This window comes from Enterobacter sp. MG-EB028, from assembly GCF_056673305.1.
Genome location: NZ_CP195079.1, coordinates 1,029,408 through 1,045,215, shown reverse-complemented (window position 1 = coordinate 1,045,215; position 15,808 = coordinate 1,029,408). Strand labels below are relative to the sequence as shown.

The window sequence follows — 15,808 nt, the reverse complement described above, 5'->3', positions numbered from 1 at the left end:
GTATTAGCTAAATGTGTTGGTGACTTCCTGCAGGTCACGATCGCCCAGCTCATGTTCAAAGCTGCGCAGACGTTTATAGATAGACATCAACTCTACCAGCGTGGTCCAGGAGTTGATCAGATACTGGAATGAGTTTCTGACCTGATCGAACACGTTCGTAATCTGGGTCAGTAAGCCCAGCGTGATTGTTCCCGCAACAATAGACGGGAACAACAGGAATAGTCCAAAAACAGTATCGACCTGCAGATAGAAAATACGGGCAATATTGAAATACATGTAGTGAAAATAGAGCCTGAAGTAGTTGAAACGGACGTTGCGGAACAGCTCTTTTATCGTCGGGGGCGCAGCGCGCGTTGGGTCGTCCTCTCCGTAGACCAGTTCCTTACGATAGGCCGCTTCAACACGCTGATTCTTAAACTCTAAGCCCGGCAGCTTAATCCCGACGACGGCAAGCAGGCCTGTGCCCATAAGCGACCAAATCAGCGCCGGGATGAGCAGGCCGTACGGTAAATGTCCGACAATCGGCAATGCTGAAATATGGGGAGAAAGCGCGACCAGAATCGGTAAGAACGCAAACAGTTTCAGGATGGCATTAAGCAGGCTGACGCCCATATCCTCAAGCGTTGACGCGAAACGCATGGTGTCTTCCTGAACGCGCTGAGCAGCACCCTCAATATGACGCAGACGCTCCCAGTGCGTCATGTAGAATTCGTTCATCGCCGTACGCCAGCGGAAGACGTAATGGCTGACGAAGAAATTATTCAGCACCGCCACGGTGACAGCGATCATCGCAATGCCCATAAAAATTTTTAACTGATTATAAAGCTCGCCGATTGGCACCCTGTTAGGGGCGCTCAGCGCTTTCTGGATGAGATCGTAGAACGGGGCATACCACGCGTTAATTGCTACGCTCACTTCGACCAGAAACCAGGTGACAAAAATAATCAGCGACGTTCCCAGAATGGACCACGTCTGCCAGCGATGAGGGGAATAATTAAACCAGAACAGCGCAAACAGCCCCACGCACAGCGCGTAATAGGCATAAAACAGCAGATAGCTGAACGACCAGAAGCGCGCCGCGCTAATTGGCACCTCGCCTGTCGCCCCCACGATGCGTGCCAGCCATGCACCGCCGCCCGCCAGCCAGAACACGACCGCGATCAGTGCCCAAATAAATGCCGACAGGAAAAAAGGCCCCGGCTTTGGGAAAAAAGACTTAAACATGATGCTTCCTTCTTGTTGTTATGGTTGTTGCTGTGCTCAACGCATTACCACACGAATACCTTGCCCGGGCCGGTCTCCCGGCTCGGGCAAAAAGGTCAGACCCGTGGGTTGATTATTAGTTCGCTTTCCAGTTTTCGAGAATTGTTTCGGTGCGTTTCACCGCGACAGGGTTCGCCGGCGCAATGAAGTTTCGCCAGACGTCGTTGTGATGGTTAATCAGGATGTGTGCTTCAGCTGCCGGGCGGTTGGCGGTGGTATGGGCATCTTCCGCCACGGTAATGTGGTAACCCCGGCTGACGCCATTTTTGACCGTGGCGTCAACGCAGTAGTCGGTGGCGCAGCCGCAAATGACAAACTCACGAATGCCCTGCTCGCGTAATAGCGTTTCTAGCGTGGTGTTGTAAAAAGCATCACACGCGGTCTTGGTCACGTACAGCGCGCCAGCGGGCTGATGGAGTTCAGGCAGCAACGCAAACCCTTCACTTCCCTCTTCCAGCCCCCCGGCCTCGGCATGCTGAATAAAAATCACCGTGTCGGCTGCCTGCGTAAGCTGGTTGATCAAAGAGACACAGTTCTTGCGCTGATGACGAGGGGTTTCAAACACCCCGTTCTGCATATCAACCACCATTACCACACGCTTTTCAGACATACCGTTCTCCGCAAGATTGAGTAACACTGGTACCTATCATAAGCCCGATGTCACAAAATGGGAGAGCGCTCGCAGGGAAATTCTTCATATTTACCCATGGTTACGTTTTTCTCGCTATGGTTATGCTAATCGGGGCATTGCACGGTGCCGATTAGTAGTATAAATACCCATTACTTTCCTCATTCACTTCATGGATGCTTTTCGTTGAAACGTTGTCTGCTCTCTTTTGCCGCGCTGTGTGCGGTGAGCTTCTCCACCGCCCAGGCAGCCCAGCCGCTGACGGCGCCCGTTTTGGCTTCAGATATTGCCGATCGCTACGCGAACCTTATCTATTACGGCAGCGGCGCGACCGGGATGGCAATGGTGGTCATCGACGGCAACCAGCGCGTTTTTCGCAGTTTTGGTGAAACGCGTCCAGGTAATAACGTTCGCCCGCAGCTGGATTCCGTTGTGCGCGTCGCGTCCTTAACCAAGCTGATGACCAGTGAAATGCTGGTGAAACTACTCGACCAGGGCGTGGTGAAGCTCGACGATCCGCTCAGCAAATACGCCCCGCCGGGTGCCCGTGTTCCGACGTATCAGGGCACGCCAATCCGCCTTGTGAACCTGGCAACCCACACCAGCGCTCTGCCGCGCGAGCAGCCGGGCGGTGCAGCGCACCGCGACGTTTTTGTCTGGCCAACGCGCCAACAGCGCTGGAACTACCTGAGTACCGCCACGCTGAAATCCGCCCCGGGATCGCAGGCCTCTTACTCGAACCTGGCGTTTGATCTGCTGGCGGATGCGCTCTCAGCGGCGGCGGGCAAACCTTATCCGCAGCTGTTTGAAGAGCAGATCACGCGTCCGCTGGGCATGAAAGACACCACCTTTACCCCTTCCCCGGACCAGTGCAAACGCCTGATGGTGGCAGAGAAAGGCGCAAGCCCGTGTAACAACACGCTGGCGGCCGTGGGCAGCGGCGGGGTCTATTCCACCCCTGGCGACATGATGCGCTGGATGCAGCAGTTCCTTTCTTCGGATTTCTACTCCCGCAGCAGCCAGGCCGATCGTATGCAGACCCTCATTTATCAGCGTACTCAGCTGCACCGCGTCATCGGGATGGACGTGCCGGGTAAAGCCGATGCGCTCGGCCTGGGCTGGGTCTATATGGCGCCGAAAAATGGCCGTCCGGGCATTATTCAGAAAACTGGCGGCGGCGGCGGATTCATCACCTACATGGCGATGATTCCGCAGTCCAACGTGGGCGCGTTTGTGGTGGTCACCCGTTCTCCTAACACGCGCTTCGTTAATATGAGTGACGGCATTAATAACCTGGTGGCTGAGCTGAGCGCCAATAAAGCCCAGGTGCTTACCGCATCTAACTGATCTTAATAATTTCAGGGCAAGCGGTTGATGTTAAACCGTTTGCCCCGAACGCTCCCCCTTCCGCAGTCTTGCATTATCTACCGCTAAACCGCCCACTTTAATAAACACCTCACGGTGCTTTCGGTTACACTAACCTTCTTTGTTCCACAAACATCAGGCATACCATGACCGATTTAATTGCACGCCCCCGCCGCCTGCGCAAGTCACCTGCACTGCGCGCTATGTTTGAAGAGACAACACTGACCTTAAACGATCTGGTGTTGCCGATTTTTGTTGAAGAAGAGATTGATGACTACAAAGCCATCGAAGCCATGCCGGGCGTGATGCGCATTCCTGAAAAATATCTGGCGCGCGAGATCGAACGCATCGCCAACGCGGGGATCCGCTCGGTGATGACCTTCGGCATCTCCCACCATACTGACGCGACCGGCAGCGATGCGTGGAAAGAAGACGGGCTCGTGGCCCGCATGTCCCGCATCTGCAAAGAGACCGTGCCGGAAATGGTGGTCATGTCCGACACCTGTTTCTGCGAATACACCTCCCACGGCCACTGCGGCGTGCTGTGCGATCATGGCGTGGATAACGATGCCACCCTGCTGAACCTCGGCAAGCAGGCTGTGGTCGCTGCCGCTGCGGGTGCGGATTTCATCGCGCCGTCTGCGGCGATGGACGGCCAGGTTCAGGCGATCCGTCAGGCGCTGGATGCGGCAGGCTTTACCGACACCGCCATCATGTCCTACTCCACCAAATTTGCCTCCTCGTTCTACGGCCCGTTCCGTGAAGCAGCTGGTACGGCGCTGAAGGGCGATCGTAAGACCTATCAGATGAACCCGCTGAACCGCCGCGAAGCAATTCGTGAATCCCTGCTCGATGAAGCTCAGGGCGCAGACTGCCTGATGGTGAAACCAGCGGGCGCGTATCTCGACATCCTGCGCGACATCCGCGAGCGCACCGAACTGCCGCTGGGGGCATACCAGGTGAGCGGCGAGTACGCGATGATCAAATTCGCCGCGCTGGCAGGGGCTATCGACGAAGAGAAAGTGATCCTCGAAAGCCTGGGGGCGATCAAACGCTCGGGCGCGGATCTGATCTTCAGCTACTTCGCGCTGGATCTGGCTGAGAAAAAAATCCTCCGCTAATCTTCACCAAACTGCAATACAACCGACATCTGCTCCTTCTACTGTCTTCGCAAGACGGCAGGAGGAGTAATCATGTTTAGCCTCGATAGCGTTCTCGACGATCTTTGGCCTCAGGCGAGGCCTGCACCCTGGCAAAAAAGTCTGTTAAAAAGGCTGTTTTACGAAGACGAATTCCAGCAGTTTGCCGCCGCTCACCGCCACCTGAAAGGACTGGATATGGTGGAGCAAGTTCTGGAACACCTTGATATTCTCTGCACCGTTTCCGCCCGCGATCTCGAACAAATCCCCGAACATGGCCCGCTGGTCATTATTGCCAACCACCCGACGGGCCCCCTGGACGGGCTGGCGCTGATGTACGCCGTCTCCCGCGTGCGACGCGACGTTAAAGTCGTGACCAACCGGATGCTGACCCACCTTGAGCCCCTCAGTTCTCTGTTTATTCCGGTCGACAATATGGGCGGCAGGACGGCGAAGTCGTCCCTGATTCAGATGGAGCAGCATCTGCAAAACGCGGGCGTGCTGATCTTCTTCCCGGCGGGAGAAGTTTCACGGCCCACGCGCAAAGGCATTCGCGATAAAAAATGGCACTCAGGCTTTATCAAACTCGCCAGCAAGCTGCGCGCCCCGCTGCTGCCGGTGCATATTCAGGCGCACAACAGCCTGCTCTTTTATGCCAGCACGCTGGTGTCACCGACATTGTCGATGCTGCTGCTGATGCAGCAGATGTTCCGCCGCCGCCACAGCCAGCTGCCGATTAAAATCGGCCAGCAGATTGCGTGGAACAGCTGGTTTAGCGCTACCCTTTCGTCTCGTGAGATGGCCGAGCAGTGCCGTCAGCACGTGATGCGTCTTGGCAAGGGATTGCCTGGCGTTTTTAAAACCCAGTGTGCGATTGCCCGTCCGGAAGACCGGGCCACGCTGAGACGTGAACTGGCGCAGGCCGAGTGTCTGGGTAAAACCAGCGACGGCAAAACCATCTACCTGTGGCAGCGCAACGGTCAGGAAGACGCCCCGCTGCTGCGGGAGCTGGGCCGCCTGCGCGAGATTGCCTTTCGCGCGGTGGAGGAAGGGAGCGGTAAACGCCGGGACACCGACAGCTACGATGATGATTATCTGCACCTGATCCTGTGGGATGAGGACGATCTGGAGATCGTCGGGGCGTATCGCTTTATGCCGACGGCCATGCAGATCGAAAAGCGCGGCGTTGAGGGGTTGTACAGCTATAGCCTGTTCCACTACGACGACAAAATGCAGGACGTGCTGGAACACGGCATTGAGCTGGGGCGCAGCTTTATTCAGCCGCGCTACTGGGGGCGTCGCGGTCTGGACTATCTGTGGTCCGGCATCGGGGCTTACCTGGCGCGTTACCCTCACTACCGCTACCTGTTTGGGCCCGTCTCCATCTCCGGCGGCTTACCGCCTGCGGCGCGGGATCTGCTGGTCGCCTTTTACCGCCTGTGGTTCCCGGCGACGCATCCGCTCGCCGCCTCGCGCCAGCCTTACCCGGCGTCGCTGCCGGACGTACTGGCACAGTTTGGCGGCGTGGATTACGTGGATGACCTGACAAAGCTGAAATCCCTGCTCGGTAATCTGGGCTGTGGTATACCGCCGCTCTACAAGCAGTATTCCGAACTCTGTGAACCCGGCGGCGTGCAGTTTATTGATTTTGGCAGCGACCCGGCGTTTAACAACTGCGTAGACGGTCTGGTGCTGGTGGATTTATGTTACCTGAAGGCGAACCGCTATCAGCGGTATATTGAGGCGCATTTAACACCCTCACCCCAGCCCTCTCCCTGAAAGGGAGAGGGTGAAAACCGCACCCTACAGTCCCCTCGCCCCTTTGGGGAGAGGGTTAGGGTGAGGGATCAAGGCGCACGATAGAACGGCTTATCCCCTAAAATCGTCGCCCGCTGCATAATCCTTCGCTGCGGCAGATAGTCCGCATTGGCATAGTGCTGCGTCACGCGGTTATCCCAGATCGCCAGGTCGTTCTCCTGCCAGCGCCAGCGCACCTGAAACTCCGGTTTAGTGATATGTGCGAACAGGAAACCTAACAGCGCTTCGCTCTCTTTTTCCGTCACGTCCACAATGCGCGTCGTAAATCCTTCGTTCACGAACAGCGCCTGCTTGCCCGTGACCGGATGGGTGCGCACCACCGGGTGCAGCAGCGGCGGATGCTTCGCCACCGCCTCCAGCCAGCGCTGGTGCTCCTCTTCGGTTTTACGGTACTTGTATTCCGGGAACGATTTTTTGAAGTCGTGCTCCGCCCGCAGCCCGCTCAGGAGCACCCGGAGCGGTGCGGAAAGCGCCTCATACGCCGCAATCCCGCTGGCCCACAGCGTATCCCCGCCCGTCTCCGGCAGCAGCTTCGCCGCCAGAATCGCCCCGGCGGGAGGCGTCTCGATAAAGGTCACATCGGTGTGCCAGTTGTCGTTATCCGGTGGGTTATCGTTGTGGGTGTCCAGAACGATAATCTCCTCCACCCCTTCCGCATGCGGATAAACCGGGTGGATATGCAGATCGCCAAAGCGCAGGGCCAGCGCGCGCTGCTGCTGCGGGGTGATCGCCTGTTCGCGCAGGAACACCACCTGATGGCGCAGCACCGCGTGGTACAGCTGCTCGAACTGGTTATCGCTCAGCGGACGGGTCACATCCAGGCCCGACACCTGCGCGCCAATGTACGGCCCCAGCGGGGTAATGGTCAGACGTTCACTCATTGTATTTCTCCATGCCAGGGCGTCAGGCGGCGCTGTAACGCGCGCAGCCCCAGTTCTAATCCGAAGGCGATCGCAGCAATTACCGCAATCCCTGCCAGCACCACGTCAGTCGCCAGGAACTCCCCCGCCGACTGCACCATAAACCCTAATCCTCGCGTGGCGGCGATCAGCTCTGCCGCCACCAGCGTGGACCAGCCCACGCCAAGCCCGATGCGTATCCCGGTTAAAATCTCCGGCAGCGCGCCCGGTAAAATCACGAACAGCAGCACCTGCGTGCGGCTGGCCCCCAGCGACTGCGCCGCGCGGATCCGCACCTGCTGGGCGCTCTTCACGCCCGCCAGCGCCGACATGGCAACCGGGGCGAAAATCGCCAGATAAATCAGCAGGATTTTTGACGTTTCACCGATGCCGAACCAGATCACCATCAGCGGCAGATAGGCCAGCGGCGGCACCGGACGGTAAAGCTCAATCAGCGGGTCGAGGATGCCGCGCACCGTCGGGCTTAGGCCCATCGCGATCCCGACCGGAATACCGATAATCACCGCCGCCAGCAACGCCACCAGAATGCGCGTCAGGCTTGCCCCAAGATGCTGCCAGAGTGTGGCATCCATAAAGCCCTGCGGCCCGGCGATGGTAATGAGTTTGTCCAGCACCTGTCCCGGCGGCGGAAGAAACAGCGGGCTGACCCACTGCAGGGCCGCAACCGCCCACCACAATGCCCACAGTACAAGCAGCGTACCGACGCTCAAGGTGATTTGGCGCGAGAAAGGCCAGCGCAGCGCCAGACGCGTGCGGCGCGTTTTTTCACTGAAAACGATGCTCATGAAAAGGCCTCCCGCTGCTCAAACACGCGGCTTAAGACATATTCGCGCTGCTCAATAAACCGCGGGTCGGATTTGATGCTGCGCACGGGTTCGCCCGCGACGTAGCGGCGGGCGAAATCCAGCGGCAAGCGCTCCAGCACGCGCCCCGGCCCCGGCGAGAGCAGCACCAGCTCCGTCGCCATAAACACCGCCTCTTCGATATCGTGGGTAATTAACAGCACCTGCTTGCCCGTCTCATGCCACAGGCGCAGCAGCAGGGTTTGCATCTGCTCGCGGGTGAAGGCATCCAGCGCCCCGAACGGCTCGTCCAGCAGCAACAGCTGCGGATTGGCCGCCAGCGCGCGGGCAATGCCGACGCGCTGGCGCTGACCGCCGGAAAGCTGCCAGATAAAGCGTTTTTCCGCCCCTTCCAGCCCGACCTTTTTCAGCATCACCCGCGCCGTTTCCAGCCGCTGTTCGCGGTTAATACCCGCAAGCTGTAGCCCAAACGCTACGTTTTCCTGCACGTTACGCCAGGGAAGCAACCCTTCGTTCTGAAAGACCACCCCGCGCTCGGCGCCCGGGCCTTCCACCTTTTTGCCTTCCAGCTGAATGGTGCCGTGCTGATACGGTACAAACCCGGCGATCAGATTCAGCAGCGTGGTTTTTCCGCAGCCGGACGGGCCGAGCACTACCAGCAGTTCACCGCTGTCCAGCGTCAGGTTGATGTCCTCCAGCGCGGGTTTCCCACCGTAATCGGCGTACAGGTTCGTAATATTCAGCATGGCGGACTCCTTATTTCACAAAGCGGTCGGTCACGTACTGGCTGTAATCTGCCGCCACCGCGGGCACTTTGCCCTGCTCTTTCAGGAAGGTGGCGGTATCAACAATCGCTTTGCTCACCGGCCCGTTCAGCTGCTGCACCTGCTGCGCGGGGGTCAGATAGGTATTGCCCTTCACCAGCCCCGGCACGTCCGATTCCGGCACGCCGCTCAGGCGGGAGAGTTTTTCCAGGTTGGCGGGCTGCTTCAGCCATTCTTCCGGATTGCTGATGTACGGCTGCTGGGCGTCAATCGCGCTTTTGGCGAAGGCTTTCACCACCTCAGGATGTTTCTCGGCAAAGTCTTTGCGCACTACCCACACGTCGAGCGTCGGCGCCCCCCACTGGCCCACTTTTTCGGAGTCGGTCAGCACGGTGCCGTCTTTTTCCAGTTCGTTCACTGCCGGTGCCCACACGTAGGCCCCGTCAATATCGCCGCGCTGCCAGGCGGCGATAATCGCCGGCGGCTGCAGGTTGATGATTTGTACCTGACCCGGCTTGATGCCCCAGTGTTTCAGCGCCGCCAGCAGGCTGTAGTGAGTGGTGGAGATAAACGGCACAGCGATGCGTTTGCCGATCAGATCTTCCGGTTTGGTGATGTTTTTCTTCACCACCAGCGCTTCAGAGTTACCAAGCTGCGAGGCGAGCAGGAAAACCTCAATCGGCACCTGCTGGCTGGCCGCGACCGCCAGCGGGCTGGAACCGATATTGCCAATCTGCACGTCGCCGGAGGCTAACGCACGCACGACGGACGCGCCGCTGTCGAACTTGCGCCAGTCGACTTTCGCGCCGCTCTCTTTCGCAAAGGTATTGTCTGCCTGCGCAACCTTCGCTGGCTCCGCAGAGGTTTGATACGCGACGGTAACGTCCACCGCCTGCGCCTGAAATGCCCACAGCGCCAGCGCGCCGAGAAGTGTGATTCGCGATGAATTTGCCATAGTGCCTGCTCCCCTTGTTGTTATGAGGGCAGTATTTCCGGCACGGGAATTTTGATAAAGGAATAAAAAAGAATCGTTAATGACGATTCGTTTTTAGAAAAAAAGCGGGAAAGGATAGCGAATTTTGTGCAGTTGGTTTTTTTCCCTCTCCCCGTGGGAGAGGGTCAGGGTGAGGGCATCAGCGCTGTGCGTTCAGTTCCGCAATATCCTTCGGCGTGGTGCGACAGCATCCGCCGATTAACTTCGCTCCCGCCGCCAGCCACTGCGGCAGATACCCCACCAGCGTCTCGCACGCTTCGCCGTGGTGATGCCAGGTTTTGGTTACCGCGTCATAATGCTCGCCCGAGTTCGGGTAAACCACCAGCGGCAGCGCCGTCAGGCTTTGCAGATGTTTTAACGCCGCGGTGGTATTTTCCAGGGCGATGCAGTTAATGCCCAGCGCGACAATCTGCGGGTAGTTTGCCAGCACGTTGACTACGTCACTCAGCGGCGTACCGTCGCTCAGGTGCTCGCTGTCGCGCAGGGTAAATGAGAACCACGCCCGGGCGCGGGGATACTCGGTCAGCAGTGCCGCCAGCGCCTTAATCTCCTCAAAGGACGGTAGGGTTTCGCAGGCCAGCAGGTCAGCGCCCGCATCCAGCAGCGCTTCCACGCGCGGGCGATGGAATTCTGTGAATTCTTCGGCGCTACGCACGTAGTCGCCGCGATACTCTGAGCCATCCGCCAGATACGCGCCGTAAGGCCCAACGGATCCCGCCACCAGCAGCGTGCCCGCATGCGGATTTTCAGCCAGATACGCTTCGCGCGCCTTGCGCGCCAGCTCCACGCTTTTGCCAATCAGCGTGCGGGACTGCGCCTCGTCCAGACCGCGTGCCGCAAAGCCCGCAGGCGTGGCCTGGTAGCTGGCGGTGATCGCCACCTGCGCGCCCGCGCGGTAATAATCACGATGCACTTCGCGAATAAGATCCGGGTTTTCCACCAGCACTTTGGCAGACCAGAGGCTGTCTGCAAGGTTACAGCCGCGCGCTTCCAGCTCCGTTGCCATTGCGCCATCCAGCACCACAAACGGCTGTTTTTCAAGGATGGCGGTAAGCGGATTATTCTGCGACATGTTCAGGCTCCTGCGATGTCATATTTCGGGTCAGATAGTAGGCACCATAACACAGGGCGACGAACGGAAGCCCGCAATAAAGGGCAATCCGCTGGCTGGGGTCAAACCACAGGCCGACGCAGGCCACCACGCAGAGGATAAAACCGAGCACCGGCACCAGCGGATACCACGGCGCGCGGTACTGCAGCGCAGAGAGCGGCTGGCCGGACTGCAGATGACGACGGCGGAAAACGAAGTGCGACGCGCAGATGCTGATCCACACTGCCACCACCGCAAAGCCAGAAATAGCTGAGAGCGCGACAAACACCGTGTCCGGGGCCACCACGCTAGAGAACAGCGCCAGCACGCCGCCGAGCATGGAAACCGAGAGCGCCGTCAGTGGCACGCCGTTTTTGTTCACGCGGGCAAAGCAGCGCGGGAGCGTTTTCTCATTCGAGAGCGACCAGAGCATGCGGCCAGACGCGTACAGCCCGGAGTTCGCCGCCGAGAGGATCGCCGTCAGGATCACGAAGTTAAAGATATCAGCCGCATAAGGAATACCGACCTTCTCAAACACCAGCACGAACGGGCTCTTTTCCACGCCCGCCTGCTGCATCGGGATCAGCGCCGCCAGCACAAACACGGTGCCGATAAAGAAGATGATCAGCCGCGCGATGGTGGTGCGGATCGCAACCGGAATGACCTTGTGCGGATTTTCCGTTTCACCCGCCGCGATGCCGATAAGCTCGGTCCCGGAGAAGGCAAAGTTCACCGCCACCATGGTCATCAGGATCGGCAGGCCGCCGTGCGGGAACCAGCCCTCGGCAGTGAGGTTGCTTAAGCCCGGCGCGGGTGAACCGTCCTGCATCGGGATGAAACCAAAGACCGCCGCCCCGCCGAGGATGATAAAGGCGACGATGGTGATGACCTTCACCAGCGAGAACCAGAATTCCCCTTCGGCAAAGAAGCGCGTGGAGATGACATTAAGGCTAAAAATCACCACGCAGAAGACCACGCACCACGCCCAGACGGGCACCTGCGGGAACCAGTACTGCATGCAGAACCCGGCGGCGGTAAAGCTCGACCCGAGCGCCACCGTCCAGGTCAGCCAGTAGAGCCACGCCACGGTGTAGCCCGTCGCCGGGCCAAGATAGCGGGCGGCATAGACGTGGAACGCGCCGGTTTCCGGCATCGCCACGGAAAGCTCGCCCAGACACTGCATCACCAGCCAGACCACCAGCGCGCCGATCAGGTACGCCAGCAGCGTGCCCGCCGCACCGGTGGTGGAGATGATGTATCCCGTATTGAAAAACAACCCTGTCCCAATCACGCCGCCCAGGGAGAGCATAACCAGGTGGCGTGTTTTCATGGTGCGCTTAAGCTGCCCATTTTCTTGTTGTGTTTGCATATTACCTTCTATACGTATGGACATCTAAACATCCAAAGAAGGTGTTATACCGCGATTATTAACAAAAAGCTAGATGACCAGACGCAAGCGGGCGCGCCGCGCGCTGAGTCTGGGGTGGGTTGTGAGGATCACATAGAGAATCGGACGCCAGGCCATAAGCACCTCCGCAAGCAGATACTTACAGCATGGTGCGGGAGCGTGCGATCTTCGGTCAGTCGAAAGTGCTATCCGTGAAGCGCGAATTCATACCGTTATAGTGCCCTACAGGCCACCACCCGGCGCAAAGGTTGGTAATTCTCACAATCAGTTCTATAGTCGACACAGTTTATTAGTAACCAGGACTGACTGATGCGCTTTAACGGACTGACCAAAGGTTTCTTTATTTTCATTCTCGCCCTTGTGACCTGGGCCTTCTTCGACGTGCTGTCGCCCTACTTCTCCGCGATACTGTGGGCCGCTATTCTGACCGTCATCTTCAACCCGGTAAAAAACAGGCTGCGCGCCGCGCTGGGGGATCGCAACGGGCTGGCCTCGCTGCTGACGATTGGCATTATCTGCCTGATCGTCTTCATCCCGCTGATGGTGATCCTCTCCTCGCTCGCCATTGAGCTGAACGTGGTTTACACGAAGCTCCAGGAGAACAACACGCAATTCCCGGAAGTGGTAGCGAGCATTTTTAACCACCTGCCGGACTGGGCCAGCGGCTTCCTGGCGGACCACAACCTGACTAACGCGGCGCAGATCCAGAAAAAACTCTCCGACGTCGCGCTGCAGGGCGGGCAGTATCTGGCGGGCAGCGCGTTCCTGATCGGCAAAGGCACGTTTGGCTTTGCCATTAGCTTCGGCATCATGCTTTATCTGCTGTTCTTCCTCCTGAAGGATGGACCGTATCTGGTGCGCCAGATCCTCGACTCCCTGCCGCTGTCCGATTTTGTTAAACAGCACCTGTTCGCCAAGTTTGTCGGCGTCTCCCGGGCGACGGTGAAAGGAACGGCGGTAGTGGCCGTCGTTCAGGGCACGCTCGGCGGGATCGCGTTTGCCATCGCGGGCATCGACGGCAGCGTGCTCTGGGGCGCGCTGATGGCGTTCCTCTCGCTGGTCCCCGCCGTCGGCTCGGCGATTGTCTGGGTGCCAGCCGCCATCTACCTGTTCGCCACGCACCAGCTGTGGCAGGGGCTGTTTATTGTCGGCTTCTTCGTGATAATCGTCGGGCTGGTGGACAATATCCTGCGCCCGTTGCTGGTGGGGAAAGACACCAAAATGCCGGACTACCTGATTTTGATCACTACCCTCGGCGGTATGGAGCTGTACGGCATTAACGGCTTTGTGATTGGGCCGCTTATTGCCGCGCTGTTTATCGCCTGCTGGAACCTCTTCTCCGGACGCGATCACGAAGGCAACGCCGAAGAGCTGGACGCGGATTTCATCGAAGAGGGAAAAAACTCTCCTGATTTGTAAGAACAGGCGTTCTGAAAGGCGGCGCTGTGCCGCCTTTTTTTTCGCTCTGAATCAGAGGTTTTCTATAATCTGAAAGAACGTTCTTCCATTTTTGCCGTAGAGGAAACCAACAGGTGCGAATCGCCACGATCACAAACTGGGCTTATGGGGTCACGGTGTGCCTGACCATTGCTTCCGGCATCGTCATGGTGATGGCTTCCCATGCCGACAACATAGAACGTGAGGCCGTAAAACAACGGCAAGTGTTTGATGAGATTACGGAAGAGATCGAAACAGACGCCTGGATGCTCTCTGATCTGGCGCGACTTTACGCCATTAAAAAAGAGCCTGATGTGCTGGAGAAATATCAGGCGAAAGAAGCTGAACTGAAGAATATTGAACATACGCTGCAGCAGCTCAAAAACATGGGAGCATCGGGTGAGGAGCTGGCGCTGCTGTATGACGGACTGAAGATTGTTGACGAACTGCAGGATGAGCAACAGGCAGCCATTGACGGCATCACCCGGGGCGAAGATCGGCAAGCCGTTGCGTTACTCTTCGGTAAAAGTTATGAACTGGAATTAGAGCGGGCGCAGAGTAACATCGACCGCTTTCGCCTGCTGCTGGACAAGCGCATTATCGCCGACGTGCAGGCTGCCACCAGAACGTCAAAAGCGCTTCGTACCGCTTCAGAGGTGATGGTCGGACTGACCGCCGTGCTCTTCCTGTTTGTGATGGGCTTTATCCTCAAGCGTCGCGTGCTGCGTCCGGTGGTACGCCTGAGCGACGTCGTTCATCGTCTGGCATCACAGGATTACGCCGTCCAACCCCCGAACTTCACCCAGGTTGATGAGATAGGCGATATGGCTCAGGCCATCCGCATCTTCCGCGAAAACGGCCTTGCGCGACAGCGGCTGGAAAAAGAGCGCGACGCCGACTGGGCCATCCGCGAGCTGCTGGCGCGCATGACGCAGCGGCTGCAGGGGTGTGAAAACTTTAACGATGTCATTAACGTGGCTGAGATGTTTGCTCCCAACATCGCGCCGGGTATAGCGGGACGGCTCTACGTTTTCGATCGCGATCCGTGGCAAATGCGCTGCGCCGCCCAATGGCTTTCACCGACCGGTGATGAGACCACGTTCCACCCCGATGCGTGCTGGGCCGTGCGTCGCGGTCAGAGCCACCCGCCGGTTAACGGTGAGCCGGATGTCGCCTGCTATCATCTCCCGGCGTCACAGGCGGAAAGCGCGCTGTGCGTGCCGCTTATCGCCCAGGGAGAGGCTATTGGCCTGCTCTCGTTCCAGAACATCACCCCGGAAAATGCCCCTTCCCGCGCGTATCTGGAACTGATGGCCGAGGCGCTCGGGCTGGCGCTGGCAAACCAGCGCCTGCGCGACGCGCTGCTGGAAAAAGCCTTATTTGACCCGCTTACCGGCCTGCGTAATCGTCATCATCTGGAAGATACCCTGCATACTCAAATGACGCAGGCCATGCGCAACGGCGAGCCGTTAAGCTGCATGATGATCGACATCGATCACTTCAAAAGCATCAATGACCGCTTTGGTCACGAGGCCGGCGATGGGGTGATCAAAAACGTGGCGTCGATTGTTCAGCGGGCCGCGCACGACAGCGGGCTGGCTTTCCGCTACGGGGGTGAGGAGTTTCTGGTTCTGCTTCCCAATGCCGGTGAAGCAGAGGCGCACGCCTGCGCGCAGAAGATCTACAACGCCGTGCATGAACTGTCGCTTCGCTACGGGCTGACCGAGATTGGGCCGGTGGACGTGTCGATTGGCATCGCCAGCTATCCAGAGCATGCTCAGAGCGACAACCTGCTGCGCGCCGCGGACGTGGCCCTGTACCGGGCGAAAGAGCTGGGACGCTCGCGAATTGTGAGTTTTGGGATGCTGGAGGCGGGCTAGGCCACCCGCCGGGTGGCAGACGCAAGAATGTCGGGTATCAGAAAATGATAAACTTTTCGTGATATTCTTTTTTGATCGGGTTTACCTCATATACTCTTCTCAGAGCGGACAAACGCACGTTATAAAAATACTGACTTTTCAGTCCGTTATTATTTAGCGCGTAGGTGGCCGCCTCATCATAAAAATATCCTCTGGCATATTAACCACGGCGTTAATGTTACCGCGATTATAAAAAAATAATCGCCTCATCTTTACCCCTGTATTAATGCATGCAGCGCAGAAGATTGTGAGCGTGGCAG

At 58.1% G+C, this 15,808-nt stretch carries 13 protein-coding genes; 5 read left to right on the top strand and 8 right to left on the bottom strand.

Annotated features, from left to right (window positions below):
* Nucleotides 1–3: 3 nt before the first annotated feature.
* Together sbmA and ACR42C_RS04815 are read right to left on the bottom strand one after the other, a co-directional pair.
* On the bottom strand, nt 4–1,224 hold the full coding sequence (gene sbmA, locus ACR42C_RS04820) for a peptide antibiotic transporter SbmA (protein ID WP_163330402.1): 1,221 nt from the start codon (nt 1,222–1,224) through the stop codon (nt 4–6).
* 115 nt (nt 1,225–1,339) lie between these two features.
* Nucleotides 1,340–1,873, bottom strand: coding sequence for an isochorismatase family protein (locus tag ACR42C_RS04815; protein WP_116341677.1), 534 nt, complete (start codon nt 1,871–1,873; stop codon nt 1,340–1,342).
* Nucleotides 1,874–2,077: 204 nt separating this feature from the next.
* On the opposite strand from ACR42C_RS04815, the gene ampH reads away from it, so the two are divergent.
* The 3 genes from ampH (at nt 2,078) to olsF (ending at nt 6,174) form a co-directional block, all read left to right on the top strand.
* A complete protein-coding gene (ampH, locus tag ACR42C_RS04810; protein WP_061099077.1) occupies nt 2,078–3,238 on the top strand; it encodes a D-alanyl-D-alanine-carboxypeptidase/endopeptidase AmpH in 1,161 nt (386 codons plus the stop codon).
* Nucleotides 3,239–3,402: 164 nt separating this feature from the next.
* A complete protein-coding gene (gene hemB / locus ACR42C_RS04805) occupies nt 3,403–4,377 on the top strand; it encodes a porphobilinogen synthase (RefSeq protein ID WP_061099078.1) in 975 nt (324 codons plus the stop codon).
* Between the two features lie 72 nt (nt 4,378–4,449).
* Nucleotides 4,450–6,174 (top strand): bifunctional ornithine lipid synthase OlsF, encoded by a 1,725-nt coding sequence (gene olsF / locus ACR42C_RS04800; RefSeq protein ID WP_479984829.1) that lies wholly within the window; start codon nt 4,450–4,452, stop codon nt 6,172–6,174.
* 68 nt (nt 6,175–6,242) lie between these two features.
* On the opposite strand, the gene tauD is transcribed toward olsF, so the two are convergent.
* From tauD to mmuP, 6 genes are all read right to left on the bottom strand, one after another.
* Nucleotides 6,243–7,094, bottom strand: coding sequence for a taurine dioxygenase (gene tauD, locus ACR42C_RS04795; RefSeq protein WP_116341681.1), 852 nt, complete (start codon nt 7,092–7,094; stop codon nt 6,243–6,245).
* On the bottom strand, nt 7,091–7,918 hold the full coding sequence (gene tauC, locus ACR42C_RS04790; RefSeq protein ID WP_163330399.1) for a taurine ABC transporter permease TauC: 828 nt from the start codon (nt 7,916–7,918) through the stop codon (nt 7,091–7,093). Before tauC ends, tauD begins: the two co-directional genes overlap by 4 nt.
* Nucleotides 7,915–8,682 (bottom strand): taurine ABC transporter ATP-binding subunit, encoded by a 768-nt coding sequence (tauB, locus tag ACR42C_RS04785; RefSeq protein ID WP_316380319.1) that lies wholly within the window; start codon nt 8,680–8,682, stop codon nt 7,915–7,917. The genes tauC and tauB overlap by 4 nt, the downstream gene beginning before the upstream one ends.
* Nucleotides 8,683–8,692: 10 nt before the next feature.
* Nucleotides 8,693–9,655: a taurine ABC transporter substrate-binding protein gene (gene tauA / locus ACR42C_RS04780; protein WP_166710245.1), complete on the bottom strand. Its 963-nt coding sequence runs from the start codon at nt 9,653–9,655 to the stop codon at nt 8,693–8,695.
* A 178-nt stretch (nt 9,656–9,833) separates the two neighbouring features.
* On the bottom strand, nt 9,834–10,766 hold the full coding sequence (mmuM, locus tag ACR42C_RS04775; RefSeq protein ID WP_479984828.1) for a homocysteine S-methyltransferase: 933 nt from the start codon (nt 10,764–10,766) through the stop codon (nt 9,834–9,836).
* Entirely contained in the window at nt 10,753–12,153 is a 1,401-nt protein-coding gene (gene mmuP / locus ACR42C_RS04770) for an S-methylmethionine permease (protein WP_479984827.1), read from the bottom strand. Before mmuP ends, mmuM begins: the two co-directional genes overlap by 14 nt.
* A gap of 348 nt (nt 12,154–12,501) precedes the next feature.
* Here mmuP and ACR42C_RS04765 point away from each other — a divergent pair, with 348 nt between their 5' ends.
* Complete coding sequence (locus tag ACR42C_RS04765) at nt 12,502–13,611, top strand: AI-2E family transporter (RefSeq protein WP_116341693.1); 1,110 nt, start codon at nt 12,502–12,504, stop codon at nt 13,609–13,611.
* A gap of 113 nt (nt 13,612–13,724) precedes the next feature.
* Complete coding sequence (locus ACR42C_RS04760) at nt 13,725–15,509, top strand: diguanylate cyclase (RefSeq protein ID WP_479984826.1); 1,785 nt, start codon at nt 13,725–13,727, stop codon at nt 15,507–15,509.
* Nucleotides 15,510–15,808 lie beyond the last annotated feature (299 nt).

Bases quoted from the DNA above. Each gene is read 5' to 3' on its own strand.
- sbmA (WP_163330402.1), bottom strand. From the start codon at position 1,224: ATGTTTAAGTCTTTTTTCCCAAAGCCGGGGCCTTTTTTCCTGTCGGCA.
- ACR42C_RS04815 (WP_116341677.1), bottom strand. From the start codon at position 1,873: ATGTCTGAAAAGCGTGTGGTAATGGTGGTTGATATGCAGAACGGGGTG.
- hemB (WP_061099078.1), top strand. From the start codon at position 3,403: ATGACCGATTTAATTGCACGCCCCCGCCGCCTGCGCAAGTCACCTGCA.
- olsF (WP_479984829.1), top strand. From the start codon at position 4,450: ATGTTTAGCCTCGATAGCGTTCTCGACGATCTTTGGCCTCAGGCGAGG.
- tauD (WP_116341681.1), bottom strand. From the start codon at position 7,094: ATGAGTGAACGTCTGACCATTACCCCGCTGGGGCCGTACATTGGCGCG.
- tauC (WP_163330399.1), bottom strand. From the start codon at position 7,918: ATGAGCATCGTTTTCAGTGAAAAAACGCGCCGCACGCGTCTGGCGCTG.
- tauB (WP_316380319.1), bottom strand. From the start codon at position 8,682: ATGCTGAATATTACGAACCTGTACGCCGATTACGGTGGGAAACCCGCG.
- tauA (WP_166710245.1), bottom strand. From the start codon at position 9,655: ATGGCAAATTCATCGCGAATCACACTTCTCGGCGCGCTGGCGCTGTGG.
- mmuM (WP_479984828.1), bottom strand. From the start codon at position 10,766: ATGTCGCAGAATAATCCGCTTACCGCCATCCTTGAAAAACAGCCGTTT.
- mmuP (WP_479984827.1), bottom strand. From the start codon at position 12,153: ATGCAAACACAACAAGAAAATGGGCAGCTTAAGCGCACCATGAAAACA.
- ACR42C_RS04765 (WP_116341693.1), top strand. From the start codon at position 12,502: ATGCGCTTTAACGGACTGACCAAAGGTTTCTTTATTTTCATTCTCGCC.